The organism is Novosphingobium soli (assembly GCF_042432915.1).
Classification (GTDB): Bacteria; Pseudomonadota; Alphaproteobacteria; order Sphingomonadales; family Sphingomonadaceae; genus Novosphingobium; species Novosphingobium soli.
This window is the reverse complement of the sequence record NZ_JBHLWK010000005.1, coordinates 79,115-96,277: the sequence shown is the minus strand read 5'-3', so window position 1 is coordinate 96,277 and position 17,163 is coordinate 79,115. Positions and strand designations below refer to the sequence as shown.

Below are 17,163 nucleotides of genomic sequence, written 5' to 3'. Positions count from 1 at the left end.
CCTATGCCGGCTCTTGCGCCCGCTCCAGCAGGCGTCGGAGGTCAAACTGGATCGCGGTTTCGAGGAACGACGGTTCTCGCTCCACCAGAGGGCCGCGCACATAGCGCGGCGCATGGGCGGAACCCGCGGCGACCGACACTATGGCGAGAATGAACTTATCCGGCTCGTGCAGCGAGGTGATGACCTCCTGCCGCGTGACCATCACGCTGTCGGAGCCGTCGATCCGCCCCTTGACCTCGATGAAGCGCAGATGCCCCGCCCTCGGATCGTGGGAAGCGATGTCGTAGCCGATCTTCTGGTCGGAGACGTCGGCCGGCTCATTGCCCAGCGCCCGCTCGGCCGCCATGACGGCTTCCATCGCCGCCAGCTCGATCGCCCGGCGCGCAGCGGGGTCTTCCGCGAAATGGTCCGGGATGCTTGGCGCCTGACGTGCTTCCAACAGGCCCCGAGGGATGACCACCATGCCGCCGCGCACACGCGGCGGCTGCGATGAGATGAACCGTTCCCGTTCAAGCTGGTCCATACGGCGCTTCTGCCGATCCGCCAGGTCTTCGGCCCGGCGCTGCGCGTTCTGCCAGTTCACGCGCGTCTTCTTGCCGGCGCGCTCCTCTTCCTTCAGCTCGAAGGCGCGCGAGTCCCAGTAGTTGATCTCTTTCTTCAGCCGGGCGCGAACTTCCTGCTCGACCTTTTCGATCTCGGGCAGGCGCCGCGCCTTGACCTCGGCGACATGGCCTTGCGCCAGTTCGACCGTCGCAAACCGGATCGCGGCCTTTTCCAGATCGGTGGTCAGCCAGCTCTCGTCCAGAAGGTCGCGCACGCTGGCGACCTCCTCCGGTTTGGCGGGGCGCAGATTCAAATGCGGTGCGATGCCAGCGTTGACGGTGTTTCCGGTCTTGTCGATCGCGGCGAACTGGAGGCGCTGCGAAATCACATGCGGCTTGCCGGCGCTGGTGACACGTCCGTCCTGGACCGTGTGCTCCAGCAGGAAAATCGCCGACAGCCCACCGCCGGCGTCGGTGTCGTCCACCAGGATCGCGCCCTGCCGCATGATCTGCTCATACTGCTCGCGGATCAGGCTGATCACCGCTTCGAGCAGCGGATGGCCGGGGCAGACGAAGGCGGCGACCGGCTGCTGGTTGATCTTGTCCTTCTCGAAGCAGATCCGCTCATACTGGGTTTGAAGCGGGGCGCCGGTCCCGATCTGGCGATCCCGTTCGCGGATACGCACCGGGACATGGGTGATTTCCCAACGCCCTTCCTCGCGGCGCTTGATCCGGCCGCCCAGATGCTGGAACGCCTCGACGAAGAAGCTCTGGATGTGATGTGGCTGTAGGCGCAGCGCCTCGGCCCGCTCCATTTCGAGCCGCAGTTCCTCGACCTTCGCCTCCGGCATGGTGTCGTTGGTCAGAGCGCGGCGACGCAGCAGCTCGAGCAGATTTGCCTGGTCGACAGCGCCATCCACCTGCTGGAAGAGGCGCGCCTTGACGTCCTCTTGCTCGCCATACTGGATCGCCTCGAACAGCAAGTCCTTGAGCGCGACGCCGTCGAACAATTCGCCGAGCACGTCATAGACACGGCCGCCCAGCGCCTCGCGCGCAGCCTCCAGCTTTTCGAGCAGCCGCGCGTAAACCTCGCCCTCGCGGGTATCCGCCGCGACGAGATTCCAGAGGTGGCAAACCTCGGTCTGGCCGATGCGGTGGATGCGGCCGAACCGCTGCTCGATCTTGTTCGGGTTCCACGGCAGATCGTAGTTGACCATGAGGTGGCCGCGCTGAAGGTTCACACCCTCGCCGGCCGCGTCGTTGGCGATCAGGACCAGCATGTCCTTGTCCTGCATGAAGCGCTCGACGACCTTGCGCCGCTCTTCACGCGAAACGCCGCCGTGGATCACCTCCACGGCCTCGGGATTGCCGAGCCGCGCCCGCACCTTGTCGAGCAGGTAGTGCAACGTGTCCTTGGGCTCGGTGAAAATGATCAGCTTGCGGCGATTGCCGGCCGCGTCGACCATCAGATCGTCGTCGAGGATACGATTGAGCTGGCTCCACTTCGTATCCACGCCCGAGCGCAGCACGCCGAGCGCCATCGTCTCCAGGCCCTTCAGCGTCTCGACTTCCAGGGCGAGCTGCTCGACCGTCTCGGCCGTCGTCGCACCCGTGGAGATCAGATCCTCAAGCTCGTCGATCTCTTCCTGGCCATATTCCTCGATGTTGCCCAGCATGTCGGCGTTGATCGTCGGTTCGCTCGCGCCGGCCCGTCGGCCCTTGGCGGCAAGGCGCGCTTCGCCCAACTCGTTCTCCAGCCGCTCGCGGCGGCGCTTGAGGGACTGGTAGATGGCGGCTGGCGATGAGGCGAGACGCCGCTGAAGAATCTGCAAGGCGAAGCCGACATTATTGCGCTTCTTCCCGTCACCTTCGGCGAAGCGCTGCACGCGGTTCATCTCGGTGCGAACATATTCGGTGACGGCGGTGTAGAGCGCGGCTTCTCCTTCCGAGAGCTGATACTTGACGGTGCGCGCCCGCCGCTCGGGGAAGAGCGGCCGGCCATCGAACTTGAGCAGTTCCTCCTTGGTCAGCCGCCGCATCATGTCTTCGGTGTCGGCGTAATGAACGCCATCGCGGAACCGGCCCTCGAACCGATCGCCGTCGAGCAAAGCCATGAAGAGCTGGAAATCCTCTTCCTTGCCGTTGTGCGGCGTCGCCGACATCAACAGCAGGTGCCGGCAGACCTGACCGAGCTTCTGACCGACCTGATAGCGCCGCGTGTATTTGACCTCGCCGCCGAAATAGGTGGCCGACATGCGATGCGCTTCGTCGCAGATAATCAGATCCCATTCGCGCGCGCCCATGAGCTTCTCCTGAAGCTCCTCGTTGCGCGCCAGCACGTCGAGGCGGACGATCAGCCGATCCCGGTCGCTGAACGGATTGCCCGACCGCGAGTTCTCGATCATGTCGCGGGAGAGGATGTCGAACTCGAGATTGAACTTCTGGCCGAGTTCGTCCTGCCATTGCTCGACCAGGCTGCCCGGCGCGACGACGAGGCACCGTTCGAGATCGCTGCGGGCAATCAGCTCCTTCATCAGCAACCCGGCCATGATCGTCTTGCCGGCGCCGGGATCGTCGGCGAGGAGGAAGCGAAGCGGCTGCCGTGGCAGCATCTCGCCATAGACCGCCGAAATCTGGTGCGGCAGTGGATCGACCAGACTCGTGTGGATCGCCAGATACGGGTCGAAATAGTGCGCCAGCTTGATGCGGTTGGCTTCCGTCACCAGGCGCAGCAACGCGCCGTCGGCGTCGAACGACCATGGCCGTCCGCTCTGCTCGACCTCAAGCCGGTGCTCGTCGTCCCGATAAAGAACAGCCTCGGCCACCGTGCCATTGTGATCGCGGAAAACGACGCTGATCGCCTGATCGCCGATCCAGTCCACCGAGATCACATGCACGGCCTGCGCCGAAGCAATCCCCCGCACGGATGCGCCGTTCTTTATTTCCTCAAGCCTTGCCGCCATTAGCCGGCGCCCCCCGATTCTCTCATAACTGAAGCTCCGCCTTCTCAAGCGCAGCCTCAGTTTCTTTGCGGTTTATCGTTACGATATGCTGCGTATGGGCGCTCTGTTTCGCGGCGTCACCAAGCAAACCCAGGCGCTTCAAAACATAGAAGAGCATCGCGTAACGGACCGAGAGCACACCATTTCCCTGATCCAGCCCATAATCCTTGGCGACGACCTTCTTCTGGCTCGCCGTAAGCCCCGGATGCGGGCCGATGACGACATCGAAATAGTTATTCCAGAGCCAGTCCCGCTCGCCGGCTTCCCCAGGTTCGCCCTTCCCACCAACTTCGAGGATGCGCGGCAGCAGGAAGTCCTTGAACTTGTGCTCAAGGTGGCAATAGGCCCGCGCGTGCCAGCGGAACCCGTCATAGCCGAAGGCGTGCGGCGTGATCCGCCGCCAGATGGGGTCCGGCCGCACCTTGTTCATCGATTGGTAGAAGACGTCGATCGAGACACCCTCGCGGCTGGCGTCGAGAATCTTACGCAGCACGGCGATGTCGATGTCCCGCCTGGGGGTCAGTGCGACATCGGCGCTGGGAAGCGCCGCGATCCACGAATCGCTCGCGGGCACGGCGCCTTCGGCGACCGAACGAAGCTGAGAGAGATAGATGTAAGGGTCCGGCTCGAGGAAGCGCAAAACGAACTTTTCGGCGGCGACATAGCGCTTGGCGCGGGTGTCATACTCCATGTTTCCCGGCGCGCGCTCCTGGTAAAGCGTCAAATCCTTGGACGCCTGCGGCACCGACACGCCGAACGCCTCAACGAGGTCGGCCCGGTTGATCGAGCCCTCCCAGAACAGCCGGAACTCGATGAACTCGAGCCGGCGCCCCACCCCCCATTTCAACGCCGTTGCAGCCTCTGCCATTGCTTCCGTCTCGCGTCAGTGAGCATAAAAACTATATGGACAATCTATCATAGTCCGTGTAATTATTATTCCCATTAGAGGCGCTCGTCAATGGTGATCGGCGCACGGATTGGGAGGCAAGGCATGCCGAAACGCGGTTCCAAGGGCGAAGTCACCAGCAAGCGGGCGGCCAGTGCCGCCGCCAAGGTGTTGCGCAACCCCAACAGCAGCAAGGCCGCGAAGACGGCGGCTGCTTCGGCGCTGACTCAGCGTCCGAACAAGAAGTAGCACCCGAAAGGAGGGCAACCATGGCCGTCGCGAGTCGATCCACACTAGTCGTTCACGGCCGCCTCGCCATGCGGGAGAGCCGCCTGGCGGCGGGCCGTGACGGTCGCCACGGCCTCCAGATCATGTCCTTCGAGCAGGCCGCCGTCCGGCTGGCGGGCGGCTTCGCCCGCCCCATCGACGACGAGAGCCTGCGCGCGGCCATCCAGGCGGCCTTGCCTGCCACGCCGATGGGGGAGCTGGAGAGCATCAAGGCTCTTCCCGGCATGATCGACGCGGCGGCCGACACGCTCCACAAAGCCTGGCGCGCGGGCATCGATCTTGCCGCACGCGCGGCCGATCATCCGCGTCTCGCCGCTATCGCGCGCCTGGAAGCGGCCGTCCTCGACCAGCTTCCGCCCGGCATGATGCGGCCTCTCGACATCGTCACCGCCGCAACCGCCCGTATCGGTCATGCCCCGGCGCTCCTCGGCCCGTTGGAGATCGTCGGCCTCACCGAACTCTCACCCTGCTGGCGGCCGCTGCTCCAGGCGCTCACCGCCCATATCCCCGTGCGATGGACGGCCGGCCCCAGGAGCGTTCCCGCATGGCTGGACGGCACCGGCGTCACGGTCGCGCGCGCACCGGCGCATGCGCCGGGAATCAGCCTCGCCAGCGCGGCGACGGCCTATCACGAGGCCATTGAGGCGATGCGCTGGGCGCGCAGCCTGCTCGCCTCGGGCGTCCCGGCTTCGGAGATCGCTATCGCGACCGCCTCGCCCGCCGACTATGACGATCATTTCCTGGCCCTGCGCGCCGACGCCAACATCGACCTGCACTTCGTCCATGGTATCCGCACCGTCGCCACCCGCGAGGGCCAAGCGGCTGCGGCGCTGGCCGACATCGTGGTTCGCGGCCTGTCGCAGTCGCGGCTGCGCCGCCTCGCGGCGCTCTGCCGGGACAGCGGGCCTTTCGAGACTCTGCCCGAAGGCTGGCTGCGGGTCCTGCCGACCGATGCGCCGCTCTCGACGCCGGGCGCCTGGAACCGCCTGCTGGCCCGGCTGACGCCGGAAGACTGGCCCGACGGCGTCGACCACGTTGCCGCGCTGCGCACGGCAGTCGAGACCCTGGCAAAAGGATCGGAGGCCGCCAGCGAGATCGGAGAAGCCTTCCTCAAGGGCCGCGCGCTCGCGATCTGGCGCAAGGCTCTGCTCGCTGGCCCCGCCGCCTCGATCGACGCCACACTGGAAACCCTGAAGCAGGACGACGGACTGGAAGCGTGCGTCTGCGTCGCCTGGATGCCGGCCAGCGCGCTCGCGGCGTCGCCCCGCCGCTTCGTGCGGCTCCTCGGGCTTAATTCCTCGCGCTGGCCGCGCGGGATCGCCGAAGATCGGCTGATCCCAGACCATATCATCCCGACTCCGGTGCTCGACCCGCTGCCGGTCAACCTCGCCGACCGCCGCGACTTCGAGACGATCCTCGCCACAACGGCCGACACCGTCGTTCTGTCGCGCGCCCGGCGCGACAGCGACGGGCGTCTCCTGGGTCGCAGCCCTCTGCTCGCCGGGCGTGGCGACGAAACCTATCTGCGCCGCAACGCGACGCCGGCGCACGCCTTCAGCGAGACCGACCGCCTCATGGCCCGGCCCCAGGAGTTCGCAGCCGATCCGCAAGCGGTCGGTGCGCAGGGCTGCTGGCGCGACTGGCGGCAGGCCGAGATTACTCCCCATGACGGGCTCGTGCGGGCGGATCATCCGCTCGTTCTCGCCATCCTCGGCCGCACCCAGTCGGCCAGCTCGCTGCGCCGCCTGCTGCGCAATCCGCTGAGTTTCGTGTGGGTCTATGCGTTCGGATGGCGTGAACCGCAGAGCAGCGCCGAACCGCTCGTGCTCGACGCGCTCGGGATCGGCGATCTCGTTCACTTGGTTCTCGACCGCGCCTTGCGCGACCTCGAAACCGGAGACGGTCTTGCCTCCGCCGACGCCGAGACCATCGAAGCCGCGGTGGCGCGGGCCGCGCAAGCCGTCGCCGCCGACTGGGAAAGCGAGCGTCCGGTTCCGCCGGCCGTCATCTGGAGCCGCACAATCGACGACGCCCGCGTGATGGCGGGCCGCGCCTTGTCCTATGGTGATGCTGTCCTGCCGGGCGCACGCTCCTACGGAGAGGTGCCCTTCGGCGGCTTGGAGCCGAAATCCGACGCGGAAACGCCCTGGGATGCGAGCGCGCCGGTCACGATTCCCGACACGGGCTTCAACATCGCCGGCTATATCGACCGGCTCGACATCTCGGGCGACGGCAAGCGCGCCCTCGTGCGGGACTATAAGACCGGACGGCTGCCGCGCGGCGACATCCGCCTCAATGGCGGACGGGAGCTTCAGCGCTGCCTCTATGCCTTCGCGGTGAAGGCGCTCCTCGGCGACGATGTCGCCATCAGCGCCTCGCTGCTCTACCCGCGCGAGCCCGTCGATCTCCAGCTCGACGATCCCGAGGCCGTGCTGGCAGAGATCACCGGCTATCTGCGCGCGGCACGGTCGAGTCTCGCCGGAGGCGCGGCCCTGCCTGGCCCGGATACCGGCGGCGACTATGACGACCTCGCCTTCGCCCTGCCGGCCAACGCCAGCGCCACCTATTGCAAACGCAAAATGCCGGCCGCCACGGAGCGGCTTGGCGAAGTCGCTCAGGTCTGGGAGGCGGAATGATGAGCAGCGTGTCCAAGGTGCTGAAGGACGACGGCGCGCGCCGCGATGCGATCAGCCTCCATGATCGCTCGATCCTGGTCGAGGCCGGCGCGGGCTCAGGCAAGACCGCCGTCATGGCCGGCCGCATCGCCGCCATGCTGGCCGAAGGCGTTGCGCCGCGCTCCATCGCCGCCGTCACCTTCACCGAACTCGCCGCGAGCGAGCTGCTGTCGCGTGTCCGCGAGTTCGTCGCCGATCTCTCGGCCGGCACGATCGCGACCGAGCTGCGCGTGGCGCTGCCCGATGGGCTGTCCCAGGCCCATCGCGACAATCTCGCCGCCGCCAGCGCCGCGATCGACGAAATCACCTGCTCGACCATCCACGGCTTCTGCCAGCGCCTAATCAAGCCTTATCCGGCAGAGGCCGACATCGATCCCGGCGCCGGCGTCATGGATCGCAACCAGGCCGACCTCACCTTCCTTGAGATTGTCGATGGCTGGCTGCGCGAACGCCTGTCCGGCGGTCAGGGCGGTATCCTGGCCGAGATGGTGCTGCACAGCCCCGGCGAGACCGTGGCGCTCATCCATAAGATCGCCGAGAATATGCGCCGTCGTCCCACGCTCACGGCCCCGCCCGTGTCTCCACTTGGCGGCCACCTCACGGCGTTCCGGCAGGCCACGGCGGATTTCGCGAACTTCATAGATGGCACGGCGGCGGCCGAGCCGGAAACGGTGACGATCGTCGAGCGGCTGGCCGAAATGGCGACCGCCGTGGCGAACGGTCCCGATCCCGCGACGCCCGCGGGCCTCGTTCGGCTCCTGACCTCGCGGCCCCACCCGGATCTTTGCACCAGGACCGGCGCCTTCGCCTCCTATCGCAAGAAGGGCAAATGGGCCGCCACGGCCAAACAGGCCGGTCTCTCCAAGGCCGATGGCGACCGGCTGAACGACGCCGCCGAGACCCACTACACCGCCTGTTGCGACGCTTGGGTCGCGTTGGCGCAGGCCGTCGCCGGCCATGCCCTGGCCGCGCTGATCGACGAAGCGCGTCCGATCCTGCAACGCTATCGCGACCACAAGCGCGCCAGCGCCCAGCTCGATTTCGACGATCTGATTTTCGCCGCGCGCGACTTGCTGCGCGACCACGACGCCGTGCGCCAGGCGCTGGGACAGCGTTTCGCCCATGTCCTCGTCGACGAGTTTCAGGACACCGATCCCCTGCAAACCGAAATCTTCTGGCGGCTGTGTGGCGAGCCGGTCGATGGCGATGACGACTGGACCCGGTTCCAAATCCGGCCGGGCGCGCTCTTCCTGGTCGGCGACCCGAAGCAGGCCATCTATCGCTTCCGGGGCGCCGACGTCGGCGCCTATGTGCAGGCGCGCGACGCCTTCCGCGCCTTGGACCCCGGCAGCCTTCTGTCGATCTCCACCAACTTCCGCTCCTGCGCCTCGATCCTCACCTTCGTCAACGAGCGCTTCGAGGCCGTGCTCTCGGCCGACGGCCAGCCGGGCTTCACCGCTCTCGACCCGTTCCATGACGATCGGAGCGGCCTGTGCGTGGCGGCTCTCGACATCGCCGTGGCCGACGAAAACGGCAAGGCCAGCGCCGAACAGCAGCGCGACGCCGAAGCCGACGCCATCGCCGAGTTGTGCGCCCGGCTGATCGAAAGCCACCCCATCATCGACTGTCGCAGCGGCGCCGAGCGCCCCTGCCAGCCGGGCGACATCGCCTTGCTGGCGCCAACCGGCGCGGAGCTGTGGCGCTATGAGGAAGCCCTGGAACGCCGCGGCATCCCTGTCGCGACCCAAGCCGGCAAGGGGCTGTTCCGCCGCCAGGAGGTCCAGGATCTGATCGCGCTGACCCGCGTTCTGGCCGACCGCCGCGACACCCTGGCGCTCGGCGCGCTGCTGCGCGGGCCTCTGGTCGGCCTCACCGAAGAAAACCTGCTGGACATCATCTGGGGACTTCCGCGCTCCGAGGAACAGCCGGATCGGATTCCGCGCCTGGATCTCAGCATCGATCCTGCCGTCATCGCGCACCCGCTCGCGCGCGAAGTCATCGAGCGGCTGCAATCGCTCTCCCGGCGCGGCAACAGCACGACCCCGCACGAGTTGCTCTCGCAGGCCGTGGACGTGTTGCGCGTCCGTCCGCTCCTCCTCGAGCGCCATCGCGGTCAGGCCGAGCGCGTGCTCGCCAATGTCGATCTCTATCTCAGCCTGTCGACGGGCTACGCCGTGCGCGGCCTGCGCGCCTTCGCCGAGGCCATGACAGCGGCGTGGTCCGACGAGGCCCGCGCCGTCGAGGGACGGCCCGACGCCCAGGAGGAAGCGGTCGCGCTCTTCACCATGCACGCGGCCAAGGGGTTGGAATGGCCGATCGTCATTCCGGTCAACACCATGACCGGCGTCATGGCACCCGACAGCGCCGTCATCGACCGCCAGACCGAGACCTTCTATTGCCCGGTCCTGGGCGTCACACCCGAGGGCTACGAAACCGCGCGCCAAGCGGAAAAGGAGGAGCTGGACCGCGAACGCATCAGGCTTTGGTATGTCGCGGCCACCCGCGCCCGCGAACTCCTCGTCTTGCCTCGGCTCGACGCCACGCCGTCGAAATCGGCCTGGATCGGCCTCGTCGATCTGTCGCTCGCCGACCTGCCCGGCCTGGACGTCTCTCACCTGCCTGCCGGTCTCGCGGCCGCAGGTGCGGGCGCGGGCAACACCCAGACGCGCGCGAGCTTCGCCGCCGAAGCCGAAGCCATCGCGGCCGCGCAGACGCGGTTGACCTGGCTCGCGCCCAGCCGTGACGAAAACGCCGTTGGGACCGTGCTGCGGGAAGAAGAAGCCGCGCTCTGGACGGGATCGGGCGACGATCAGCCCCCCGAGCTGGAAGCAGCCGTCCTCGTGCAGGGTGGCCGCGAGCGCGGGCTGATCCTCCACAAACTCATGGAAGAGGTGCTGACTGGCGAAGTCCCAGAAGCGGAAGCCGCCCTGACCGAACGGGCTGGCCACCTCATCCGCGCCCTCGGCCAGTCTCCGGTCGCCGACCCGGCGACGGGGCTGTCGGCGCAGGAACTGGCGGCCTGTGTGGCCCGGACCCTGGCTCTGCCTGACATCGCGGCCCTGCGGCCGGGTCTTCTGGCCGAATTTCCCGTCTATTCCGCACAGGCGGCCGACGGCGTGGAAACCGCAACGGCCGGGATCGCCGATGCCCTGACCTTGACGGCCGAGGGCCGCCCCGCCGTCGTCGTGGACTGGAAAAGCGATGTGACGCCGGCAACGGGAACGCTCGATCACTATCGCGCGCAGGTGCGGGCCTATCTCGACATGACCGGCGCCGAGCGCGGACTGATCGTGCTGATGACCTCCGGCGCCGTCATTCCCGTCCTGCCGACGAAGCCGACCGAGAGCGAGGCGGCCTGAGCCCATGTCGTCTCTTGCCTGGATCGATTTCGATGAAGCCGAGCGGCAGCGCGCGCAGCGCATCATGGCGCTCTTTCAGGAGCGCGAGACCCGCGACGAGCTGGGTCTGGGAGCGATCCGGGATTCCATCGCCGATCATCTCTTTCCGGGCACGAGCACGATCCAGACGCGCCTGCGATACATGCTGTTCATTCCCTGGCTCTATCGGGCGCTGGAAAAGCGCGAAGTCCCTGAAGCGCAGCTCTGCACCGAGGCGCGCGACACCGAAATCCGGCTTGCCGACGCCCTGAAAGCCGGCGGTGAGTCCAACGGCATCATCGGCCGGGATGCAGGACCACGGCTCCAGCGGTTGCCGAGTTCCGTCTATTGGGCTGGCCTGGGCGCGTGGGGCATCCGGGTCTTTCCCGGCTCGCTCGACAGTCTGTTCGTCGCCTTGCGTGGCCGTGGCCGGTCGCGCGGTGCATCCAGCGGCGAAGACGCTCTGGCCGGCGCCCAGACGCCCGCCGTCTGGAATCCGGCCTTGCCCCAGATGCCCGGCGACCTGCTTGAGCACGCCGTCTTCCGCCTGACCACCGACGAGGCGCAATTCCTCATCGACCGCCTGATCGCCAGCCAGCCCACCGCACTGCTCACGATGCTGGCGCGCGAAGGCATCGACGCGGACTGCGACTATATCTGGACGCACCCCCATCTGTCGGCGTTTCCATCCGCAGCGCGGCGCCTCGTCCAGCATGGGGAAATCTTCTCCCATGTGATGCACGGCGCCGCGCTGCTCTATAACCTCGCGCTCAGCGAGCTGCGCCAGCGCGACGACTGGATCGAGGACTATCGCGCTCGGCTTGAAGCCTGGAGCGACGAACTCGACACCGGCGCCGTCCGCGCGTGGTCGCTCGATGATTTCTGGAATGTCATGGAGCACCCGGCGCACGCCGTCCGACCGGCCGCCAAGCGGTTCGTGAGCGAGTGGCGCGATCTGGTTCTAGCCGGGACGGAGCAGGTAATCTCGGCGCCCGCGGCGCGGCGGCTCGTCGAGGAGCGCGAACGCCGGCTCAAGACCAGCCAGTCCCGCTACGCCAATCACGCTGTCCGTGACCGCTGGACCGGCGCATCGGGCGCCGACCGCCTCAGCTTCCGCTGGGCGCAGGCCAAATCCCACCTGCGGGATCTCGCCCATGCTGAATAGGCGCAGCCTCGATCCCGAACAGCGAACGCTCTACGGCGCCAATCTTCAGCCGCCGGCGGGCTATGTCTTCGACGCGGCGGTCGCCACGACCTTCTCGCTCGACTTCGAGACCGCGCTCGCCGTGCCGGTCAGTCTGGCGCTCTTCGCCGCCGAGAACCGCGACGACATTCTCTCTCATCCTCTGGCGCTGCTGGAAGGCGCCGAGCGCATCGCCGGCCGCCTCGTCGTCTTCACCGACGCCGGCCATATCCAGGCGAGCGCCCGGCCACATTCCCGCCTTTGCTCGCTGCTCGAACGCATCATCGTCGAGGTCGCCGCCCCTCAAGGCGGGGCCTTCCACCCCAAGATGTGGGCGCTGCGCTTCACGCCGTTGCAGCCCGAAGACCCCGCCCGCCTGCGTCTGCTCATTCTCTCCAGAAACCTGACGCGCGATCGCTCATGGGACATTGCCGCCACCCTCGATGGCGTGATCACCAGGCAGCCCAAAGCCGTCAACCGCCCGGTCGCCGACTTCCTTCGCCAGCTCCCCGACCTCGCGACCGTCGGCGTTCCCGACGGAACGAAGACGCTTGTCGATGACCTGGCCGAAGACATGCGCCGCGCCGAATGGAGCCTGTCCGAACCGTTCCAGAGCGTCTCCTTCGCCGTCAACGGCCTCGGCGGAAAGCCATGGCGCCCGGAACCCTGCGTTCGGCTGGGCGTGGTGTCGCCCTTCTGCGACGATCAAACCTTGTCGATGCTCGCCGGTCTGGCCAGCGCCGAAAAGCCCATCTTCATCGGGCGATCCGACGAACTCGCCCAGGTGCCCGGCACCACGCTCGATGGCTTTGCCCGCGTGGCCGTGCTCGACGAAATGGCGGCCACGGAAGATGGCGAGGAGGAGGACGCAGCGGCCCTGCAAGGGCTCCATGCCAAGGCATTCATCGCCGAACGCGGCTGGGACACCGCGATCACGGTCGGCTCGGGAAACGCCACGCGGCCGGCGCTGCTGACCGGCAGCAATGTCGAGATCTTCACCACCCTGACCGGGAAGCGATCGCGGGTCGGCAGCGTCGAGGAAATCCTCGGCGACAAGGGGTTTGGCCGGCTGACGCGGCCGTTCGTCCGCGACGAGACGGGAGCCGCCGATGCCGCGCAACGAGCCGCCGAGGCTCGTTTGGATCAGGCCCGGCGCGAGATTTGCCGCAGCGGCCTCACGCTCCGTTGCGAGCGCGGCGAGCACGCCGCCGATGGCGCGCCGGTCTGGCGGGTCTGGCTGATCCCGTCCAAACCGCTGCCCCTTACCGGGCTCGGTGCGCTGCGAGTTTGGCCGATCACGCGGGGCGAAGGACATGCGCGCGATGTGCTGGAGCCGCTCCGACAGGGACAGCCCGCCGACCTTGGCGCAATGCCCTTGGTCGACCTTACCCGGTTCCTCGCCTGTCACCTGACGGACGAGACGGAAGACGTCTCGATCCTGTTCAGCACCGGGCTCAAGATGGAGGGGCTGCCCGCAGAGCGCCACGCCGCCATCCTGCGCTGGGTGATCGACAGCAAGGACGCCTTCTTCCGCTATCTCCGGCTGCTCCTCTCCGAATTGGGCGATCCCTTCGCCGCAGCCCTCGCGGCGCAGGACGGGTCAGGTCAGGGCGTCTGGCGCGCGGCAAGCGACGACGCGCCCATCCTCGAGGAGATGGTTCGGGCCTTCTGCAGGGGCGGGGACCAGCTTCGCGCCATCGAACGGCTGATCGCACGCCTGGAAACCGGCGACGGTGACGATACCGATCCGATTCCGGCCGAGTTCCGCGCACTCTGGAACACATTCCGAATTGCGCTCGCCACGCAGGATGCCGCGCATGCCGAATGAACGGTTTCGCGCCGACACGGCGCTCGCTCCCCTCAAGGTCTTTCAGCGGCGCACCGTCGACTACGTCTTCGATCGGCTCTACGGCCAGGACGATCCTGTCCGCCAGTTCCTGGTCGCCGACGAAGTCGGCCTCGGCAAGACGATGGTGGCGCGCGGGGTCATCGCCCGCATGATCGAACACCTGTGGGACAGCACCAAGCGGATCGACATCCTCTATATCTGCTCGAACCAGGCGATCGCCGCCCAGAACCTCAACCGGCTGAACGTCCTCGGGCGGCGCGAGCTGGCCCTGCCGACCCGCATGACGCTCGTGCCCCTGCAACTGCGCGACCAGGCGGGCCTCGACGCCAACAGGGTGAACTTCATCAGCCTGACGCCGGGCACGACCTTCGATCTGCGCTCCGCGACGGGCGTGACGCAGGAACGCGCCTTGCTGTTCCATCTCCTGCGCGACCTCGTTACGCGCCCGCGCGGCCTGCACAACCTGTTGCAGGTCACGGCCGGCGTCGAGGGTTGGAACCGCGCCGTGGACAACCTCCCCTCGAAGGCGTCGACAAGCGCATCATCGAGCGTTTCCGCCGCGACGTGCAGGCGGATCGCGACCTCTTCGAGGAACTCGAACGGATTTGCGAACTCTTCCCGCGCCGCCGGGACACCTATCCCGCAGAAATGACACAGCCCCGCAACAGCCTGGTCGCCCGGCTCCGCGCCAAGCTGTCCCACGCCTGCGTGGATGCGCTGCAACCCGACCTCATCATCATGGACGAGTTCCAGCGGTTTCGGGATCTGCTGCATGGCGACAGCGACGCGGCGATCCTCGCGCGCGAACTGTTCGACTACTCGGGAGGCGACGGGCACGCCGCCCGCACCTTGCTGCTCTCCGCCACACCCTACCGGATGCTCACGCTCGCCGGCGACGAGCCCGACGAAGGCGACCACTATCAGGACTTCCTTGAGACCCTGAGTTTCCTCTACGGCCGGGAAAAGGGGCCGGAGGTGGCAGCCACGCTGGCGCGTGAAATGCGCGCCTTCCGCGGCCTCTTGCATGCCCTGCCACAGTCACATGCCTCAGCGGTCGAGACCCGCCAGACCATCGAACGGCGCCTGCGCCGTGTGATCGCCCGAACCGAGCGGGTCGCATCCACGGTCGAGCGCGACTCCATGATGAGCGAGCCTCCCATTACGGTCTCGATCGCGCCCGCCGACCTCGCGCAGGCATCCGCCGTTTCTCAGGTGGCGCGCACGCTCGATGCGCCGGAGATCATCGAATACTGGAAGTCTTCGCCCTATCTTCTCAATTTCATGCGCCACTACAGCCTGAAGCGGCTGCTGGAAGACCAGATCGACGCGCCTTCGGCCGTGCTCCGCACCGCAATCCAGGCGGCTCGACCGGCCATGCTCGATCACGACGCCATCGACGCCTATGCGCCGCTGGACCCGGCTAACGGTCGCATGCGCGCGATCATGGACGACATCTTCGGCCAGCATCTGGAACAGAACCTCTGGATACCCGCCGCTATGCCCTATTACGGCGAGGCGCGAGCCGGGGCGCCGCTGACCAAGGCGCTGATATTTTCGTCCTGGTCCATGGTGCCCGATGCGATCGCAGCCCTGCTGTCCTACGAAGCCGAACGGCGCATGGGCGTCGGCGAATCCGGCCGGCGCTATTTCGAGCAGCATCGCCTGCGTCCCTTGCAGTTCCGGCAGGATCATGGCCGGCTCGCGGGTCTGCGCGCGCTGCTGCTGATCTATCCCTCGCCGGCGCTGGCCGAGCTGGCCGATCCGCTGGCGGTGTTCAGGGAGACGGGGGTCGCCTTGTCGCTGGAGGGAATGCGCTCCGCTGTGGGCGACCGCCTCAAGCCCGCCCTCGGTGCTTTGAAGGAAGGCGCGGTGTCGCATCAGGATGCGCACAGCGCCGAGTGGGCCGCCCCAGCCGTGATCGATGACCTGCTGGGCGCGCGATCCCGCGCCTGGCTGGAAGCGCCCCACGGCATGCGCGCCCTGGCGAGCGAAGACGCCTTCCACGATCATATCGCCGAACTGGCGGCAGCGGTGAAGACGCACGACATCGGCGCTTTGTCCGACGATCTTTCGGACCTGCTGGTTGACGTCGCGCTCGGCAGTCCGGCCGTCTGCGCGCTTCGCGCCCTCAAGCGGATCGCGCCCGAGCTGGCGTGGGATGACCCACGCTTGCTCAGCGCCGCCGCTGAGGTCGCCTGGTCGTTCCGGGCGCTGTTCAATCAGCATGACGCGGTCGCCTTGCTGCGACGGGATACCGACGATCACTACTGGCGCCGCGTGCTGGCCTATTGCGCCCAGCACAACCTACAGGCCGTCCTGGACGAATACGCACATTACCTCGTCGATGCCGAAGGTCTCGGCGCCCGCCCAGCCGACGACCGCGCAATCGGTGTCGCTCGCGCCATGGCCCAGGCCCTCGCTATCCGCCCGTCGCAGATCGATGTCGATGACGTGCAGGTCGATGGAGAGTCCCTCGCCATCAGCAAGTTCCAGATGCGCGGACGCTTCGCGATGCGGCTCGCCGACTACAAGGACGAAGACGGTGCCGTCGCGCGGCTCGGAGGCGTGCGTGACGCCTTCAACTCACCGTTCCGGCCGTTCGTTCTCGCCACCACGTCAGTCGGCCAGGAAGGGTTGGACTTCCATCCCTATTGCTATCGCGTCTATCACTGGAACTTGCCGGGCAACCCGGTGGACCTCGAGCAGCGCGAAGGCCGCGTCCACCGCTTCAAGGGCCATGCCGTGCGCCTCAATCTGGCCGAACGCCAGGCCGCGGTCGTCAGGGGCCGTGGGCAGGCTCCTGACGATCCGTGGAAGCTGATGTTCGAGCACGCGCGATCCGAGGCGGCGGTCGACACCGATCTCATCCCCTATTGGATCTACGAAGGTTCCGTGCGCGTCGAACGGCGCGTGCCGATGCTGCCGTTCAGTCGGGAAGTCACGCGACTCGCCTGGCTCAAACGCAGCCTCACGGTCTATCGACTGGCCTTCGGTCAACCGCGGCAGGACGATCTGCTCGACTACCTGCAAACCCTGGCCGGCGACGGCATGGACTCCAACCTGCTTACAGATCTGCAAATTCGGCTTGAGCCAGAGGTGTTCGACAGGTCAGCGTGATGACCTCACCGCGCCTGGCTCCAAATGCCCTTTGCGAGTGGGAAGACCACTCCGCATCCCCGCCTATTTATATCCCCCACCATCCGCCTTCCCTACGCCTGACGATTGATACTTCCCTGGCCACTTCCGCGCGCTCATGTTCGGTCGTGCAGGAGCGTGCGCCATCGAAGCTCGGCCAGCGTGTCGGTGCCTCTGAATGACCAACGCATTACGAAATGCGTCTCGCGCTCGACCATCAACGATC

Annotated in this window: 9 protein-coding genes; 7 read left to right on the top strand and 2 right to left on the bottom strand. The window is 67.0% G+C overall.

What is annotated here, in order from left to right; translation table 11 throughout:
* Window position 1: 1 nt before the first annotated feature.
* Both ACFFJC_RS01785 and ACFFJC_RS01780 read right to left on the bottom strand, forming a co-directional pair.
* Window positions 2–3,505, bottom strand: a complete 3,504-nt coding sequence (locus ACFFJC_RS01785; protein ID WP_379485862.1) for a DUF8742 domain-containing protein — start codon at window positions 3,503–3,505, stop codon at window positions 2–4.
* Between the two features lie 22 nt (window positions 3,506–3,527).
* Complete coding sequence (locus tag ACFFJC_RS01780) at window positions 3,528–4,412, bottom strand: BrxR family helix-turn-helix transcriptional regulator (protein ID WP_039244284.1); 885 nt, start codon at window positions 4,410–4,412, stop codon at window positions 3,528–3,530.
* Window positions 4,413–4,535: 123 nt separating this feature from the next.
* Here ACFFJC_RS01780 and ACFFJC_RS01775 point away from each other — a divergent pair, with 123 nt between their 5' ends.
* The 7 genes from ACFFJC_RS01775 to ACFFJC_RS01745 are packed head-to-tail and all read left to right on the top strand — an operon-like array spanning window position 4,536 to window position 16,919.
* A complete protein-coding gene (locus tag ACFFJC_RS01775) occupies window positions 4,536–4,679 on the top strand; it encodes a hypothetical protein (protein WP_165608586.1) in 144 nt (47 codons plus the stop codon).
* A 20-nt stretch (window positions 4,680–4,699) separates the two neighbouring features.
* A complete protein-coding gene (locus ACFFJC_RS01770) occupies window positions 4,700–7,354 on the top strand; it encodes a PD-(D/E)XK nuclease family protein (protein WP_379485861.1) in 2,655 nt (884 codons plus the stop codon).
* Window positions 7,351–10,752, top strand: a complete 3,402-nt coding sequence (locus tag ACFFJC_RS01765; protein ID WP_379485860.1) for a UvrD-helicase domain-containing protein — start codon at window positions 7,351–7,353, stop codon at window positions 10,750–10,752. The genes ACFFJC_RS01770 and ACFFJC_RS01765 overlap by 4 nt, the downstream gene beginning before the upstream one ends.
* A gap of 4 nt (window positions 10,753–10,756) precedes the next feature.
* The gene (locus ACFFJC_RS01760; protein WP_379485859.1) at window positions 10,757–11,935 is read left to right on the top strand and encodes a DUF6361 family protein; all 1,179 of its coding nucleotides are present in this window, start codon (window positions 10,757–10,759) and stop codon (window positions 11,933–11,935) included.
* Entirely contained in the window at window positions 11,925–13,781 is a 1,857-nt protein-coding gene (locus ACFFJC_RS01755) for a phospholipase D family protein (protein ID WP_379485858.1), read from the top strand. The genes ACFFJC_RS01760 and ACFFJC_RS01755 overlap by 11 nt, the downstream gene beginning before the upstream one ends.
* Window positions 13,771–14,454 (top strand): hypothetical protein, encoded by a 684-nt coding sequence (locus tag ACFFJC_RS01750; RefSeq protein ID WP_379485857.1) that lies wholly within the window; start codon window positions 13,771–13,773, stop codon window positions 14,452–14,454. The genes ACFFJC_RS01755 and ACFFJC_RS01750 overlap by 11 nt, the downstream gene beginning before the upstream one ends.
* A complete protein-coding gene (locus ACFFJC_RS01745; RefSeq protein ID WP_379485856.1) occupies window positions 14,367–16,919 on the top strand; it encodes a helicase-related protein in 2,553 nt (850 codons plus the stop codon). The genes ACFFJC_RS01750 and ACFFJC_RS01745 overlap by 88 nt, the downstream gene beginning before the upstream one ends.
* Window positions 16,920–17,163: the final 244 nt, after the last annotated feature.

Bases quoted from the DNA above. Each gene is read 5' to 3' on its own strand.
- ACFFJC_RS01775 (WP_165608586.1), top strand. From the start codon at position 4,536: ATGCCGAAACGCGGTTCCAAGGGCGAAGTCACCAGCAAGCGGGCGGCC.
- ACFFJC_RS01765 (WP_379485860.1), top strand. From the start codon at position 7,351: ATGATGAGCAGCGTGTCCAAGGTGCTGAAGGACGACGGCGCGCGCCGC.
- ACFFJC_RS01750 (WP_379485857.1), top strand. From the start codon at position 13,771: ATGCCGAATGAACGGTTTCGCGCCGACACGGCGCTCGCTCCCCTCAAG.
- ACFFJC_RS01785 (WP_379485862.1), bottom strand. From the start codon at position 3,505: ATGGCGGCAAGGCTTGAGGAAATAAAGAACGGCGCATCCGTGCGGGGG.
- ACFFJC_RS01770 (WP_379485861.1), top strand. From the start codon at position 4,700: ATGGCCGTCGCGAGTCGATCCACACTAGTCGTTCACGGCCGCCTCGCC.
- ACFFJC_RS01760 (WP_379485859.1), top strand. From the start codon at position 10,757: ATGTCGTCTCTTGCCTGGATCGATTTCGATGAAGCCGAGCGGCAGCGC.
- ACFFJC_RS01780 (WP_039244284.1), bottom strand. From the start codon at position 4,412: ATGGCAGAGGCTGCAACGGCGTTGAAATGGGGGGTGGGGCGCCGGCTC.
- ACFFJC_RS01755 (WP_379485858.1), top strand. From the start codon at position 11,925: ATGCTGAATAGGCGCAGCCTCGATCCCGAACAGCGAACGCTCTACGGC.